Source organism: Curtobacterium sp. VKM Ac-2852, from assembly GCF_013205045.1.
Classification (GTDB): domain Bacteria; phylum Actinomycetota; class Actinomycetes; order Actinomycetales; family Microbacteriaceae; genus Curtobacterium; species Curtobacterium flaccumfaciens.
In genome coordinates this window covers 909,887-924,680 of the sequence record NZ_JABMLI010000002.1, presented here as the reverse complement: position 1 = coordinate 924,680, position 14,794 = coordinate 909,887, and the positions used below count along the sequence as shown (strand labels likewise).

Sequence of the window (14,794 nt, the reverse complement as noted above, 5' to 3'; positions counted from 1 at the left end):
GCCTGTTGAGGACCGGACGCAAGGCCCGTGGCGGGGCCGCCACGGGCCTCCCGTCCGTCGGTCGGTCGTGACGCCGGGCCGCACCCGACTGCTCGGCGCTACGCCACCTCGAACAGGTGGATGCCGGGGCCGTAGGCGGTGAAGACCTGCCCGGCAGGTCGGAGGCGCTCGTGGTCGCGGTGCTTCTCGCTCGACCAGGCCAGGCGGTACCCGAGGACGTCCTCGCGCACCGGCAGGGTCAGGTCGCGGGTGCGGCCGCTGCCGTGCACGACCACCAGGACGCGGTCGAAGGGCTCGTGTTCGGGCGTCGACTCGACGAAGTACTGCAGGGCGCGGTGCACCGGCTGGTCCCAGCCCTCGATCGTCATCGGGTGCCCGTCCGGCCCGTACCAGGACATCCGCGAGGCCCCGGGGGTCTCCTGCCCCTCGACGCCGAAGCGGGTGGGGCGGAGCGACGGGTGCGCCTGCCGGAACCGGGCCAGCGCGGCGACGGCCTCGGTCATCGTCTCGGCGTCCTCGTCGTCGGACCAGTCCACCGGGGTCAGGTCGTCGGACACCACGTAGGCGTTGTTGTTGCCGTGCTGCGTGCGGCTCCGCTCGTCGCCGGCGGTGAGCATCGGCACCCCGGCGGACAGCATCAGGGTCGCCACCAGGTTGCGCATCGACCGACCCCGCGCGGCGCGGACCCCGCGGTCGGCGGTGTCACCCTCGATGCCGTGGTTGAACGAGCGGTTGTCGTTCGAGCCGTCGCGGTTGTCCTCGCCGTTGGCCTCGTTGTGCTTGCCGTCGTACGACACCAGGTCGAGCAGGGTGAAGCCGTCGTGCGCGGTGACGAAGTTGACGCTCGCCAGCGGGCCGCGGTCGGCGCCGAAGACACTCCTCGATCCCGACAACGCCTCAGCCAGCCGGCCGATCCCGGTCTGCGGCAGGCCGGTGCGGCGCTCCTCGGCGATGTCGGTGAGCCAGAACTGGCGGACGGTGTTGCGGAACCCGTCGTTCCACTCGCTCGTGCGCTGGCCGGCCGCGCCGAACTCCCCGGTCTTCCAGCCGTCCGGGCCGACGTCCCACGGCTCGGCGATCACCAGGGTGTCCTGCAGGTCCGGGTGGTTCCGGATGCGCTCGAGCAGCGGGTGCGACGGGTCGAACCGGTGCTCGCCGTCGCGGGCCAGGGCGGCCATCAGGTCGAAGCGGAACCCGTCGACCTGCACCTCGCGCGCCCAGTACACCAGGCTGTCGACGATGAGGTCCGCCGTCGCCTCGACCGAGGTGTCGAGCGTGTTCCCGCACCCGGTGGTGTCGTAGTAGGTGTCCCGGCGGGGCGGGTCGCTCTGCGCCCAGCGGTAGCGGTTCGCACCGTCGATGCCACGCAGGCTCGTCGTCGGACCACCCAAGCCCTCTTCCGCGCTGTGGTTGTAGACGACGTCCAGGACGACCTGGATGCCGGCCTCGTGCAGCAGCCGGACCATGCCCTTGAACTCCCGCAGGACGGCGTCGGCGCCCTCCTGCTGCGCCGGCGACGAGGCGTGCGCGGCGTGCGGGGCGAAGAACCCGAGCGTGTTGTAGCCCCAGGCGTTCTGCCGGCCGGCGTCGCGGAGCCACCGCTCGGTGTCGAACGCCTGCACGGGCAGCAGCTCGAGCGTGGTGACGCCGATGCGGTGCAGGTGCGCGATGGTGCTCTCGTGGGCGACCCCGGCGTACGTGCCGCGCAGGTGCTCCGGCAGGTGCGGGTTCGCGGCCGTCAGGGTGCGGACGTTCGCCTCGTAGACGACGGCGCGGTCGAGCGGGACCTGCGGCTTCACGACGCCGCCCCAGTCGAAGGCGTCATCGACGACCACGCTGGTCCAGCGAGGGCCGACCGCTTCGTCGTCGCCGGTCGGCAGGATGCCCCGCGCGTACGGGTCGAGCAACGGACGCGTCGGGTCGAACTCGTGCCGCGGCCCGACCGGCCCGTCGACGAGCAGGTGGTAGCGGTCGCCGGGCACGATCCCGGGGACCTCGCCGGTCCACACGTCCGTGTCCGGCACGCGCTCGAGCGGGTGCCGGGTCGGTCGGCCGCCGGAGCGGTCTTCCCCGTCGGCCCCGTCGTCGCTTCCCGCGCTCGCCACGACCAGGACGACGTCCGTCGCCGTCGCGGACCGCAGGGTGAACCGGGGGACGGTCCCGCCCAGGGAGAACCCCGGCGTGAGGTCGATCGCTGTCTCGTGCACGCGACAAGGGTACGAGGACCGGCGCGTATCCTGGACACTGCTCGATCCAGGGGGTGCATTTGTCGGTCTACCTTGACCACGCCGCGACGACGCCGATCCTGCCGGAGGCGCTCGCCGCCTTCACGGATGCCCTGGGCACCGTCGGCAACCCGTCGTCCATCCACAGCGCCGGTCAGCGCGCCAAGATGCTGCTCGAGGACGGCCGCGCCGCCGTCGCCCGCTCGCTCGACGCCGACCCGGTGGAGGTCGTGTTCACCTCCGGCGGCACCGAGAGCATCAACCTCGCCGTGAAGGGCCTGTTCTGGGCTCGCCAGCGCGACCGCCAGCGGCCCCGCATCGTCGTCCCGGGTGGCGAGCACCACGCCACCGTCGACACCCTGACCTGGCTGGAGACCCACGAGGGCGCCGTCATCGACGTGGTCCCGTTGGACGCGCAGGGTCGCGTCGACCTCGCCGGACTGGAGGCGCGGCTCGCCGACGCCTCGGACGTCGCCCTGGTCACGTTCCTGTGGGCGAACAACGAGGTGGGCACCATCCAGCCCGTGTCGCGGATCGTCGAGCTCGCGCACGCCGCCGGCGTGCCCGTGCACAGCGACGCGGTCGCCGCCTACGGGCAGGTGCCGGTGTCGTTCGCCGGGTCCGGCCTCGACGCCCTCAGCGTCTCCGCGCACAAGGTCGGCGGGCCCGTCGGCATCGGTGCGCTCGTGCTCGGACGGAAGGCAACCGTCGAGCCCCTCATCCACGGTGGTGGGCAGCAGCGGCAGGTGCGCAGCGGCACGCAGGACGCCCCGGCGGCTGCGGCCTTCGGCGTGGCGGCCGGCGCGGTCGTCGCCGAGCCGATGCCGCACCCGTCGCTCGTCGCACTGCGGGACCGGCTGATCGCCGGGGTGCGTGCGGCCGTGCCGTCGGCGGTGCTGATGGGGGACCCCGTCGACCGGCTGCCGGGCAACGCGCACTTCACGTTCCCCGGGTGCGAGGGCGACTCGCTCCTGTACCTGCTCGACGCCGCCGGGGTCGCGGTCTCGACCGGGTCGGCGTGCCAGGCCGGCGTGCCCGAGGCGTCGCACGTGCTGCTCGCGATGGGGCTGTCGGAGCAGGACGCCCGCGGTGCGCTCCGGATCACGCTCGGCCACACGACGACCGATGCCGACGTCGACGCGTTCCTGACGGCGCTGCCCGATGCCGTCGCTCGGGCCGGTGCCGCGGGGATGGCGTCGAGGGAGCCGCTGCTCGGGCGGTAGTGGGTGACTCCGGCGCAGTCGATTCGGCTTGCGGCTGGGTGGGACACCGGCGATCTCGGTTGCGACGCTGACGCTGGTCCCCTTCCAGGGCATACTGCTGCTCGTGGTACTGGGGCCGGACGATGTACACGACGCAGGGGACGTCCGCCGTCCAACGCGCGTCCGACCGCCGCGGGACGACAACTGGTACCGCTCGACCGAGTGGAACGACGAGATCGCTGCGGCGTTCGAAGCGAAGCTCGCACGTGCGAGATCGTCCAGGCTCGAGTACATCCGCATCCAGGGGGTGACCCTCGCCCTGCAGGGCGACGCAGACGAGGGCGTCCGCGAGGTCGGTCGGGGGCTGCTCGTCCGGTTCATGGCGGAGATCGAGGCCGTCGGCGGGTCGCAGGCGCGCGTGAACGACGGCGGGGAGGTGCTCGCGATGTCACTGGCGTTGTCGGGACGTCTGCGTGACGCCGCCGACGAGTACTGGAGGGTCCTCCGGCGCATCGCCGAGTGCGGCTCCGACTCGTTCACCACCGGCATGTCGGAGGTGCTCCTGGCCGAGGTGCTCCTGCAGCTCGGCGATCCCTCGTCGCTCGCCGAGGCGGACGCACTGCTCGCCGGTGCCGAGGACTCGATCCGGAGGACGGCGTTCTTCCGGGACCGCGTCGTCCGGTACCTGACGGCGCGGGCCCGCGTCGCGAGCCGGCTCGGAGACCCGGAGTCGGCATCCGGGCACGCCCGCGCCGCACTGACCGTCCTCGGGATCGAGGGCAACCCGTTCCCTCGGCACCCGGGTGTCGGGGTGCCGACCGTTGATGCGGACCTGCGAGCGGAGCTGACGCGCTTGGCGCAGGGGCTCCGGCCCGTGGCGGCTCGGCGACGGCCCTTCCGGTTTCCGTTCCGCAAGGGACGACCGTGACGGCGTGCATCCACGGCACCCGGCGGGACAGCCGCTGGGCCGTCCCGATCCGTCGGGTCTTCCCCTGGTGGTACCTCGGCGGCGCGGTGGCGACGATGGCGATCCTGATCCTGGTCGATCCCGACGGCAGCCAGGCCACGGTGGCGTTCTGGGGGCCGACGATCGGGATCGCGATCCAGGACCGCGAGCGAGCTGCGCGCGCTCGACAGGACCGCGGCCTCCCGGTCGACCGACTGTCGCTCCGGTCACCTCCGTGGCTCGAGCCGACGTGCGCGGTACTGCTCACGGGCGTGGCCGTCGGACTCGGCATGCTCATCAACGCGCTGTTCGGACACGGCACATCCGTCACGACGTGGGTCGGAGCGGGGGTCTTCCTCGGGAGCACCGCGTCGTTCGCCGCTCTCGTGCTGGTCCTGAGGAGTCGACGCCGCCGACGGTCGAGCGGTGCGGGCAGCCAGCCGGACGACGTCAGCTGACCGGGCGCTCCGAGAGGAACCGCCCGGCTCGTCGGTACTGCACGGCCAGTTGCACGAGCCCGAGCACCACCGCGAACGACGCGACGAGCTCGACCAGCTTGATGGGCAGACTGTCGGTGCTCACCGCTGTCGAGGCGGCGAACAGCATCACGGCGCCGAAGATCGGCAGGATCCCGAGCGTGGCTCGACGGTTCTGCACGGCCACCGCGGCAACGATGTCCGCGTGTTCGTCGTCGATCGGCTCCTTGCCGGCGATCTGACGCCGCACCGACCGCTGCTCCGCCGGGGAGAGCGGGCTGCTCACCGATCGCCAGCGAGTGACGTAGTGACCGGAGCGCAAGGCCCACACGAAACCGACGATGCCGACGACCAGCCCGAGCAGCAACAGCAGGAGCTGGACGAGCAGCTGCACGCCATCGCCGCCACTCGCGTGGCTGCTCCCGGCGGCGGCTGCCCACCGCTCGGCTCCGGCCGGGTCGGTTGCGGGGCTGGTCATCGTTCTGGTCCTGACGTCGAGAGTCTCTCGACTCTACGGGTCGCGGTCTATGCGGGTCGCGCGTGCGACTCCGGAAGCGACTGCCGTCGGATCCGCACGAGGGGATCGCCACCGACCCGCTGCCTTGTGATACTTGGACATGCTCGAGTTGGTGAGACCGCAGACGGCGTTGTACGAGGCGTGGGCTGAAGCACATGCCGAGTGGGGGCCGGGCGCGCACGAGGACGGGTTCGGGATCACCGCCCACGACGACGTCGGTGACGAGGACGGGTTCCGCACCTGGGTCGGCCGCCTGCACGCCAGACCCGGGGCGCTCTGGTGGATCGTCGAGGACGGACGCGTCCTGGGCGGGATCGCACTCCGGGCGCCGGGAGACGCCGCCGGCGTGCAGCGGTTCGGCCACGTCGGGTACGGGATCCGTCCGTCGGCGAGGGGCCGAGGCGTGGCGACCTGGGCGCTGGGCCAGGTGCTCGCGCACGCCTCGCGCGTCGGCATCGACCCGGTGATCGCCGTCTGCCGCGATGACAACGACGGCTCCGTCGGGGTGTTGGAGCACTACGACGCCGTCCTGTTGTCGACCGAGCGCCGCGGGGGCGTGCGGCTGCGGCGGTACGCGATCGCCAGGTCGCACCGGAGGCCCGGGTAGCGAGCGGAGGACGGTGATCCCCGAGGAACACGTTTCGCCGTGTCACGCGAGCCCACGCTCAGCGGATGCCCGGCCGATCCGGTCCGGGTGCCGCTGTCGACGTCCCCGTGACCAGCGGGACGGACCTGCGCCGGGCCTCCCGGTCGGCCTTCCGGATGCGCGCCGGACACGCGGGCGCGCTGGGAGACCGCACCGTCGGCGACGTCGCCGTCAGCGGTCGTCGTCCGTCGGTCTCGGACCGCTCGTCGTGCGCCGCACCACGAGTGACACCGGCACTCGGTGCACGCGCGGCTCCGGGTCTCGCCCCTGCACGCGTTCACCGAGCCACCGTGCCGCCTGGGCCCCGATCGCGAACGTCCCGTTGTCGACCGTGGTGAGCGAGATGTGCCGGATGCTGCCGAGGTAGGTGTCGTCGTACCCGACGAGTGACACGTCGTCCGGGACGACGAGGCCGAGGTCGTCGGCCGCGGACAACGCGCCGATGGCGACGAGGTCGTTGTAGGCCACGAGCGCGGTCGGACGGTCGGCCGCGCCCAGGACTCGTCGGGCCGCCGCGTACCCGCTCTCCTCGCTCATGCCGGCCGGCACCACGACGGCGTCGGCACCGTGGCGGGTCATGGTCGCGCGGAAACCCTGCTCGCGGAGCTCCCCGACGCGCCCGGGGCCGACGAGGTGACCGATCCGGGTGTGTCCGAGCGCGAGGAGGTGCTCGGTCGCGATCGACGCGCCGGCATGGTCGTCGTTCACGACCACGTCGGCGTGCAGGTCGTCAGGCTCGTACGTCCCGGCGAGGACCACTGGGACCTCCTGGACCGCCCGACGGAGGGCGGCGTCGTCCTCTGTGGTGCCGACCACGACGATGCCGTCCACCTGTTGTCGCAGGAGCATGTCCACGGGCGAACCGCCCACGCGCCGTGTGGTCGCCGAGTCGACCAGGATGGGTGCCAGTCCGACGGTGTCGAGTGTCGCGGTGAGGCCGGCGAGCAGGTCGACGAACCAGGGGTTCCGCAGGTCGTTCAGGAGCACTCCGGCCGTACCCGTCCGCTGCTCGCCGAGGCTCCTGGCTGCGCGGTTCGGTCGGTAGCCGAGTTCGTCGACTGCTCGTTGGACGGCCGCCCGACGGGCGTCGCTGACTCCTGGGTCGCCGCGGAGCGCGAGCGAGACCAGCGACTTCGAGACCCCGGCGCGCTCGGCGACGTCCCGGATGGTCGGAGCGTGGTGCGGTCTCGACATGAGAGCAGGCTAGTCCTATTCTGGACCGGTCCACACTGTTCCAGTGCTGTCCAACGAAGCGAGCGCAGATGCCCCCGAAGATCTCCATGAACGTCACGACGACGTTCCACGGCAACGTCGTCCAGGACGTCCGCCTCGCGAAGGAGGCCGGCTACGGCGGCATCGAGCTGCAGAGCCCGAAGCTCTACCGGTACCTCGACGCCGGGTACGACGTCCAGACACTGCCGCCGCTGCTCGAGGGTCTCGAAGTGACAGGGCTCGGTGCCGTGCTCGACATCGAGCGTCAAGGTGCCGGTCGCGACGACTTCGTCGCGGAGGTCGAGCGCATGTGCGGTGTGGCCACCGCCGTCGGTGCGCCCATCGTGCAGCTGTGCACCGGGCCGGTCGATTCCGCGGTCGTCCGTGACCACCGCGCTGGCCGACTGGCCGATGACGACACCCGGTACCGGGCGACGCTCGGACTCGACGAGGACGCAGCGGTCCGCATCACCGGTGCGAACGTCCGTCTGGCGGCGGACATCGCCGCGGACCACGGGCTCGAGGTCTACCTGGAGCCCCTCGCCTGGGCGCACCTCAACCGATGCCGGCACGCGCTGGACATCATCGAGGAGGCCGGGCGCGACAACGTGGGGATCGCACTCGACACCTGGCACTTCTGGACGACCGGGGACACGCTGGCCGAGGTCCGAGCGCTGCCCGCATCGGTCATCAAGGCCGTCCACCTGTCGGACGGGTTCGACCTGGACCGCGAGCGGACGGTTCCCGACCAGGCCGTCCACCGGAATGTCGTCATCGGGGGCGGTGCGATCCCGCTGCAGCAGTGGGTCGACGCGATCAAGGCGACCGGGTACGACGGATGGTGGGTCACCGAGATGTTCTCCGACCGGGCGAACGAACAGGATCCCGCCGTCGTCGCACGCACCATGCACGACCTGACCGCGATCCTGGTGGGCTGATCATGACGCAACGCTTCGCACTCGTCGGTGCCGGGTTCATCGGTGCCGTGCATGCCGCGTCCCTCGCAGCGCACCCCGACGTCGACTTCGTGGGGATCCACGACGTCGACCGTGACCGCGCTGCATCGCTGGCGGCACGGCACGGCACGCGGGCGCTCACCCAGGACGAGGCGTTCGACGCGGCGCAGGTCGACGCGGTCTTCGTCGCTTCCTCCACCGACACCCACGCGCAGCACCTGCGCGCCGCAGCCGACGCCGGGATCGCCGTGCTCTGCGAGAAACCCATCGCTGCCGGGTACGCCGACGCGATCGCGGTGGTGGAGCACGTGCGTGCCAGCGGCGTGCCGGCGATGCTCGACTTCAACCGGCGGTGGGACCGTGACCACGCCGAGCTGCAACGCATCGTCGCCGCGGGGGAGATCGGTGCTGTCGAACTCCTCCAGCTCAGTTCCCGTGGCCCGTCCCTGCCGCCGCTCGACTACCTGCGGGTCTCAGGCGGCCAGCTCCGCGACCAGACCGTGCACTTCTTCGACCTCGTGCGGTGGATCACCGGCGAGGACCCGGTGACGGTCGCGGTGGCGGGTTCGGCGCTCGTCGATCCGGCCATCCGCGAGTTCGGCGACGTGGACACATCGGTCACGACCCTCACGATGCCCTCCGGCGCGCTCGTGCAGATCGACAGCGTGCGGCGCACCGGCTACGGCTACGACGAGCGCATCGAGGTCATGGGGTCGTCCGGACTCGTGGAGTCGCGGCGGAACCACCGCGGGAACGTGGCTCGCTACACCGACGGGCAGATCGTCGCGGACGGACTCCACGACGGCTGGTTCGAGCGCGTGCAGCCCACCTACGCCGCGACGCTCGCCGCCTTCGTCGCGTCGCTCGAGTCCGGATCCGAGCCGCCGGTCTCCCTGGAGGACGGGCTCAGGGCCCAGGCGACCGCCGAGGCGGCCACTCGTGCCCTGTCGTCGGCACGGACGGAGCACATCGACTACTGACCCCGGTCGGCCCGGCCTACTCGACCGGGCCGACCTCCGGTCCATGCCGGTTGGTCAGTCGATCGCGAGTCGGTACGACGGCTGTTCCCGGAACAGTTCGGAGATGGGGATGTACGCACCGAGGTTCTCGGCGGGGCCGGGATCGCCTCCGGCGACGAAGACGCCGTACACCAGCCCTGAACGACTCACGACCGGGGCACCCGAATCACCGGGGGCACGGTGCTGGTTCGGGTTCTCGGCGACCACCTCGTGCGGCCGGAGGTCGCTGCCCGGCGGCGTGGGAACACTCCGGTAGTTGCAGTCGCTCCCCGTTCGCGCTCCGGTGATGCAGAAGAGTTCGCGGGCAGCCGGGGTACCGGTTCCCTGCACCGGCAGGAACGACTCTCGTCCGACGCGGTTGTACCCGAGGATCACCTGTCCACCTGCTCGGGGCAGCCAGTTCACGACGATCTGGCACCGGAGGAAGCCTCCTGACGTGTGGTGGCACTGCGTGTACCGGGTCGACGTCGGCTCGATGCGGACGATCGCCAGGTCGGACTGCGTCGAGATCCACTGCACCGTCCCCACGTTGACGTCGTTGACCCGCACGACCTGCCCCACCGCGGACGCGCAGTGTCCCGCAGTTGCCACGTACCGCACCGCCCGCTGGTACTGCGTCAGCGAGGAGAGGATCCCGGAGGCCCGCAGGACCGGCCCGGCCGTGCACTCCTGGTCGGGAGAGAACGCCGACCCGACCTGGGCGCCGTTGAAGATGAGTGCCGTCCCGCCGCGGACCGGCAAGCTGTTCCGGACGACGACATCGGCAGCCGCGTTCGCTGGTGCAGTCGCGGCGACCGCCGCGCCGGTGCCGAAGGCGACGACGAGCGCGATCCCGACGATCGTTCTCATGCGGCGGCCGCCGCTGGGTCGGGGAATTGATTGCATCGTGGTCCTTCTGTCCTGTGCATGGGGAGTTTGATTCCGCTCGCAGATCGTGAACGGTCGACGGATTTGTCGCGAGGTCGATGCGCGGAGGCATTCTTCAGGAGCGCTGGGGTGCTCCGTCGACACGATTGTCCGAAAAGGAACCGGCAGTGCGGTCCCACGATGAGCGAATGCCGTGCTCGTGCCAAGGTGACGAGGAAATACCTGGGTGATCCGCCCCGCTTGATCAGTGGGTGGGGGTGCGCTCCGGGTAGACGGTCCAGACAACGGAACGTCCGGTGTCGATGACGCCGCTGCTGCCGACGAGGTAGGAGTTCGGCGCGCAGCGTGCGTCGGCGAAGCTGTACACCTCGCCCCGGTGGCGTGCGTCGAGGCCCTGCACGGTGAGGTCGACGGCGATTCCGGCCCCCCGGATCCCGGAGCCGAAGGAGAACGACCCGAAGTCCTCGCATGCGCGGCGCGTGCCGTTCAACTCGTCGACTTCGACCGACTTGACCTGGGTGGTCGCACAGAGGCGCTCGTGGTGAACCGGACCTCCACCCTGCCGGTGGGGAGGTGGCATCGGCGGGGAGGGCCCCCGCCACGGCTCCGGCGAGCACGCTCGCTGCGATCACGGGCGCAATGCAGACACGGCGAGCAGAGAGCGTCGACATGGCAGTGTTCCCTTCTTCGTGCATCCGACCCAGACGATCGTCTGGTGAAGAGGACGCTACGGCATCGGGTCGCATTCGGTGGTCGTCTGAGCGCCATCTCACGGACTATTCACCCGGTGATCGCGGAAGAATGTTCACCAGGGCATTCCTGTCGGGGTCCTCACGTCTTTTCCGGTGGGCGCGGATGTCATTGTGAACCCCGGTGTCCGGTACGTCGGGCGACGACGGACGCCCCGTCGCCACCCGACGCAGGGCACAGGTCCGGCCTCACTCGCAGTACGACGTGTGGTTGCTCAGGTACAGCTTGAAGACCGGCTTGTCGGACGGGCAGATCCGGTGTGCCTTGAGCAGCTCGAACACGCCTGCGAAGACCACGGCCGACAAGGCGCAGAGGGCCCAGCCGATCTCGGGGATGCGACAGACCGAGATGGTGGCGTAGGCGCCTCCGGCGGCGAGGATGACCTTCTGTGCGGTGTAGGAGAGGTTGATCCACGGGCCGTGGGAGTTGAACCCGACCTGCCGGAGGCTCCCCGACAGGTCGGGGAAGGCCTGCTGGGTGCCGGGGTCGCGGACGGCCGCGATCCACTGCGCTCGCGCATCGGTGACGAGCGTCGTCGTGGACGTCGCGCGGTCCTCCTCGCCGGTGGGACGAGCTGTCACGCCGATGTCGGAGGTCGAGGAGTGCACGATCGTCGTGCCGTGTGGCGCGGCGAACGCGGGTGTTGCGGCGGTGATGCCGAACGCGACGGCGGTCGCGACGGCGAGGACGGCGCCGACGGTACGCAGGAGGCGCGGGTGGGTCCCGGCGGTGCGTGTCGCGTGCGGGTGGTGGGGCTTCAGGGCGTCGAGCGTGTTCATGGTGCAACCTCGTCTCTCGGTCGTGGCGAGCGGTCGATCCCGCTCCGTAATGACGAGCCTGCGGCGTAGGGGCATCCGGGTCGTGAACGGCCGACGACCAGGCTGCGGAAGGAACACGTCTGTCAGACGACCGTCTGATGAGTGGCGATACAGGGAGCGTGACCGGCGGGGCGGACCGGTGCCGGGCCTCCCGGTCGACCCGTCGCGTCGCCGACGCGACGCCGAGCAGTCGGCCGCGCCGGTAGGATCGATGACCATGGTCGAACTGGACTTCACCGAGCAGCTCTCCGCCCTTCGCGAGACCTTCGGCAACATCCGCTCGGTGGTCGACGTCGACCGCCTGCAGCGTGAGATCGCCGACCTCAGCGAGCAGGCCGGGGCCCAGGACCTCTGGGATGACGTCGACCACGCGCAGCAGGTGACGAGCGCGCTCTCGCACCGCCAGTCGGAGCTGAAGAAGATCACCGACACCGAGCAGCGCATCGACGACCTCGAGGTGCTGGTCGAGATGGCGAACGAGGGCGACGACCAGGAGTCCGCCGACGAAGCCCTCGCCGAGCTCAAGGCGATCCAGAAGATGATCGGCGACTTCGAGGTGCAGACGCTCCTCGACGGCGAGTACGACGACCGTCCCGCGGTCATCACGATCCGCGCCGGTGCGGGCGGTGTCGACGCGGCGGACTTCGCCGAGATGCTCCTCCGCATGTACCTCCGGTACGCCGAGCAGCACAACTTCAAGACCACCGTGATGGACACCTCGTACGCCGAGGAAGCGGGCATCAAGTCCGCGACGTTCGAGATCGACGCCCCGCACGCGTTCGGCACGCTGTCGGTCGAGGCCGGGACCCACCGCCTGGTACGGATGTCGCCGTTCGGTGCCGCCGGCAAGCGCCAGACGTCCTTCGCCGCGGTCGAGGTCATCCCGCTCATGCCGGAGACCGCCGTCATCGACATCCCCGAGAACGACATCCGCGTCGACGTCTTCCGCTCGTCGGGCCCCGGCGGGCAGTCCGTCAACACGACCGACTCCGCGGTGCGCCTGACGCACATCCCGACCGGCACCGTCGTCTCGATGCAGAACGAGAAGTCGCAGATCCAGAACCGTGCTGCCGCCATGCGCGTGCTGCAGTCGCGCCTGCTCCTCCTGAAGAAGGAAGAGGAGAACGCGAAGAAGAAGGAACTCGCCGGCAACATCACGGCGAGCTGGGGCGACCAGATCCGCTCCTACGTCCTGGCGCCGTACCAGATGGTCAAGGACCTCCGGACGGAGCACGAGGTGAACAACCCCTCAGCTGTGTTCGACGGCGATCTGGACGGCTTCATCAACGCGGGCATCCGCTGGCGCAAGCAATCCGCCGCCGAGTAGGGGTTCGTGAGCCGCGCGCCTCGCTTGCTTTCCAAGCGCGGCGACCTACCCTGATCCGGTCATGATCAAATTCGACCAGGTCACCAAGGTCTACTCGGGCAACCCGAGTCCGGCGCTCGACAACCTCACCCTCGAGATCCTCAAGGGCGAGTTCGTGTTCCTCGTGGGCGCGTCCGGTTCCGGCAAGTCCAGCTTCCTGCGCCTCGTGCTCAAGGAGGAGAAGCCCACCAGCGGGCAGATCCACGTGCTCGGGCAGCGCCTCGGGTCCCTGGCATCGCGGAAGGTCCCGTACTTCCGCCGCAACCTCGGCGTGGTCTTCCAAGACTTCCGTCTGCTGCCGAACAAGAACGTGTTCGACAACGTGGCGTTCTCGCTGCAGGTCATCGGCAAGAGCAAGGGCTTCATCAGTGAGGCCGTGACCGACGTGCTGAAGCTCGTCGGACTCGCCGGCAAGGCCACCCGCATGCCGCACGAACTCTCCGGTGGTGAGCAGCAGCGCGTGGCCATCGCCCGCGCCGTCGTGAACAAGCCGGCGATCCTGCTGGCCGACGAGCCCACCGGAAACCTGGACCCCACCACGTCCGCCGGCATCATGGCGCTCCTCGAGCGCATCAACCAGGGAGGCACCACCGTGCTGATGGCGACGCACGACGCCAGCATCGTGAACCAGATGCAGCGGCGGGTCATCGAGCTCTCGAACGGCACCGTCCTGCGCGACGAGCAGTCCGGCGGCTACCAGACCCAGGCCGTCCCGATCCAGCGAGGCACCGTGTCCAACACCACCGGCATCCAGACGATCCCGGGGCTCATCCGATGAGGCTCGGGCTCGTCATGTCCGAGGTCGGCTCGGGCCTGCGGCGCAATGCGTCGATGGTCGTCTCCGTCGTCCTCGTGACCTTCATCTCCCTGACCTTCGTCGGTACGGCGATCCTGCTCCAGATGCAGATCAACCAGATGAAGGGGTACTGGTACGACCGGGCGCAGGTCGCCGTCTACCTGTGCACCGACACCGACACCACGGGCAACTGCACCGGCGCGAAGGCCACCGCGGACCAGCGCGAGCAGGTCCAGGCCCAGCTCGACTCGTCGACGCTCAAGCCGTACATCGAGAAGACCTACTACGAGAACCAGGACCAGGCCTTCACCCGGTTCAAGGAGCAGTTCAAGGACTCGGCCGCGACGGAGTTCGTCAAGCCGGAGTACCTGAACGAGACCTTCTGGGTGAACCTGAAGAACCCCTCGCAGGCCGACGTCCTGGTCGAGAGCCTGTCGAAGGTCGCCGGCGTGCAGAGCGTCGTCGACCAACGCGGGTACCTGCAGCCGATCTTCAACCTGCTCAACGCCTCGTCCTACACGGCGATCGGCATCGCGGCGCTCATGCTCGTGGCGGCGGTGCTGCTCATCGCGACGACGATCCGCCTGTCGGCGTTCAGTCGACGGCGAGAGCTCGGCATCATGCGGCTCGTGGGTGCGTCGAACCGGTTCATCCAGACACCGTTCGTGCTCGAGGGGGTGATCGCCGCCGCCATCGGAGCCGTCCTGGCCGGAGGCGCGATCACCGCCGTGGTCTGGTTCTTCGTCCGGAACTTCCTTGCGGAGCGCTTCACCGGCACGGCGTTCATCGGCATGGGGGACGCGGCCATCGTGGTCCCCGCGGTGATCGTGATCGGCGTGCTCCTCGCCGCGGCGTCGGCGTCGATCGCCATCCGCCGGTACTTGAAGGTCTGACGCAGCACCGCATCCGCGAGCGGGCGGCGCGCCGGGAAGGTGCGCCGCCCGCTTCGTGTTGAGTAGTCTGTAGGGCTGCGCGGAACCACCCACGCAGCGCACTGC

Annotated in this window: 15 protein-coding genes; 9 read left to right on the top strand and 6 right to left on the bottom strand. The window is 70.3% G+C overall.

Annotated features, from left to right (window positions below):
• Window positions 1-98 precede the first annotated feature (98 nt).
• Window positions 99-2,207, bottom strand: coding sequence for an alpha-amylase family glycosyl hydrolase (locus HQQ79_RS10735; protein WP_173034186.1), 2,109 nt, complete (start codon window positions 2,205-2,207; stop codon window positions 99-101).
• A gap of 59 nt (window positions 2,208-2,266) precedes the next feature.
• Between HQQ79_RS10735 and HQQ79_RS10730 the strand changes: the two genes are divergently transcribed.
• From HQQ79_RS10730 to HQQ79_RS10720, 3 genes are all read left to right on the top strand, one after another.
• Window positions 2,267-3,448: a cysteine desulfurase family protein gene (locus HQQ79_RS10730; RefSeq protein ID WP_173034184.1), complete on the top strand. Its 1,182-nt coding sequence runs from the start codon at window positions 2,267-2,269 to the stop codon at window positions 3,446-3,448.
• A gap of 103 nt (window positions 3,449-3,551) precedes the next feature.
• The gene (locus tag HQQ79_RS10725; RefSeq protein WP_173034182.1) at window positions 3,552-4,355 is read left to right on the top strand and encodes a hypothetical protein; all 804 of its coding nucleotides are present in this window, start codon (window positions 3,552-3,554) and stop codon (window positions 4,353-4,355) included.
• Entirely contained in the window at window positions 4,352-4,831 is a 480-nt protein-coding gene (locus HQQ79_RS10720; RefSeq protein WP_173034180.1) for a hypothetical protein, read from the top strand. Before HQQ79_RS10725 ends, HQQ79_RS10720 begins: the two co-directional genes overlap by 4 nt.
• Here HQQ79_RS10720 and HQQ79_RS10715 read toward each other — a convergent pair.
• On the bottom strand, window positions 4,824-5,327 hold the full coding sequence (locus HQQ79_RS10715) for a hypothetical protein (RefSeq protein ID WP_173034178.1): 504 nt from the start codon (window positions 5,325-5,327) through the stop codon (window positions 4,824-4,826). The two genes, HQQ79_RS10720 and HQQ79_RS10715, sit on opposite strands and share 8 nt — an antisense overlap.
• A 151-nt stretch (window positions 5,328-5,478) precedes the next feature.
• On the opposite strand from HQQ79_RS10715, the gene HQQ79_RS10710 reads away from it, so the two are divergent.
• Window positions 5,479-5,973, top strand: coding sequence for a GNAT family N-acetyltransferase (locus HQQ79_RS10710; RefSeq protein WP_216852365.1), 495 nt, complete (start codon window positions 5,479-5,481; stop codon window positions 5,971-5,973).
• Window positions 5,974-6,183: 210 nt separating this feature from the next.
• Here HQQ79_RS10710 and HQQ79_RS10705 read toward each other — a convergent pair whose 3' ends face one another.
• Window positions 6,184-7,206 (bottom strand): LacI family DNA-binding transcriptional regulator, encoded by a 1,023-nt coding sequence (locus tag HQQ79_RS10705; RefSeq protein ID WP_173034174.1) that lies wholly within the window; start codon window positions 7,204-7,206, stop codon window positions 6,184-6,186.
• 68 nt (window positions 7,207-7,274) lie between these two features.
• On the opposite strand from HQQ79_RS10705, the gene HQQ79_RS10700 reads away from it, so the two are divergent.
• The gene (locus HQQ79_RS10700; RefSeq protein ID WP_027465855.1) at window positions 7,275-8,162 is read left to right on the top strand and encodes a sugar phosphate isomerase/epimerase; all 888 of its coding nucleotides are present in this window, start codon (window positions 7,275-7,277) and stop codon (window positions 8,160-8,162) included.
• A gap of 2 nt (window positions 8,163-8,164) precedes the next feature.
• Window positions 8,165-9,160 (top strand): Gfo/Idh/MocA family oxidoreductase, encoded by a 996-nt coding sequence (locus HQQ79_RS10695; RefSeq protein ID WP_173034171.1) that lies wholly within the window; start codon window positions 8,165-8,167, stop codon window positions 9,158-9,160.
• A gap of 54 nt (window positions 9,161-9,214) precedes the next feature.
• On the opposite strand, the gene HQQ79_RS10690 is transcribed toward HQQ79_RS10695, so the two are convergent.
• The 3 genes from HQQ79_RS10690 to HQQ79_RS10680 all read right to left on the bottom strand — a co-directional run bounded on the left by HQQ79_RS10690 (window position 9,215) and on the right by HQQ79_RS10680 (window position 11,595).
• On the bottom strand, window positions 9,215-10,048 hold the full coding sequence (locus tag HQQ79_RS10690) for a hypothetical protein (RefSeq protein ID WP_173034169.1): 834 nt from the start codon (window positions 10,046-10,048) through the stop codon (window positions 9,215-9,217).
• 262 nt (window positions 10,049-10,310) lie between these two features.
• A complete protein-coding gene (locus HQQ79_RS10685; protein WP_173034167.1) occupies window positions 10,311-10,556 on the bottom strand; it encodes a hypothetical protein in 246 nt (81 codons plus the stop codon).
• A 448-nt stretch (window positions 10,557-11,004) separates the two neighbouring features.
• Window positions 11,005-11,595 carry a hypothetical protein gene (locus HQQ79_RS10680; RefSeq protein WP_173034165.1) on the bottom strand — a complete coding sequence of 197 codons (591 nt, stop codon included), beginning with the start codon at window positions 11,593-11,595 and terminating at the stop codon, window positions 11,005-11,007.
• Between the two features lie 256 nt (window positions 11,596-11,851).
• Here HQQ79_RS10680 and prfB point away from each other — a divergent pair, with 256 nt between their 5' ends.
• The 3 genes from prfB to ftsX all read left to right on the top strand — a co-directional run bounded on the left by prfB (window position 11,852) and on the right by ftsX (window position 14,689).
• Window positions 11,852-12,961, top strand: coding sequence for a peptide chain release factor 2 (gene prfB, locus HQQ79_RS10675; RefSeq protein WP_071244840.1), 1,110 nt, complete (start codon window positions 11,852-11,854; stop codon window positions 12,959-12,961).
• A gap of 61 nt (window positions 12,962-13,022) precedes the next feature.
• On the top strand, window positions 13,023-13,778 hold the full coding sequence (gene ftsE, locus HQQ79_RS10670) for a cell division ATP-binding protein FtsE (protein ID WP_017888215.1): 756 nt from the start codon (window positions 13,023-13,025) through the stop codon (window positions 13,776-13,778).
• Window positions 13,775-14,689, top strand: a complete 915-nt coding sequence (gene ftsX / locus HQQ79_RS10665) for a permease-like cell division protein FtsX (protein WP_027465852.1) — start codon at window positions 13,775-13,777, stop codon at window positions 14,687-14,689. The genes ftsE and ftsX overlap by 4 nt, the downstream gene beginning before the upstream one ends.
• Window positions 14,690-14,794 lie beyond the last annotated feature (105 nt).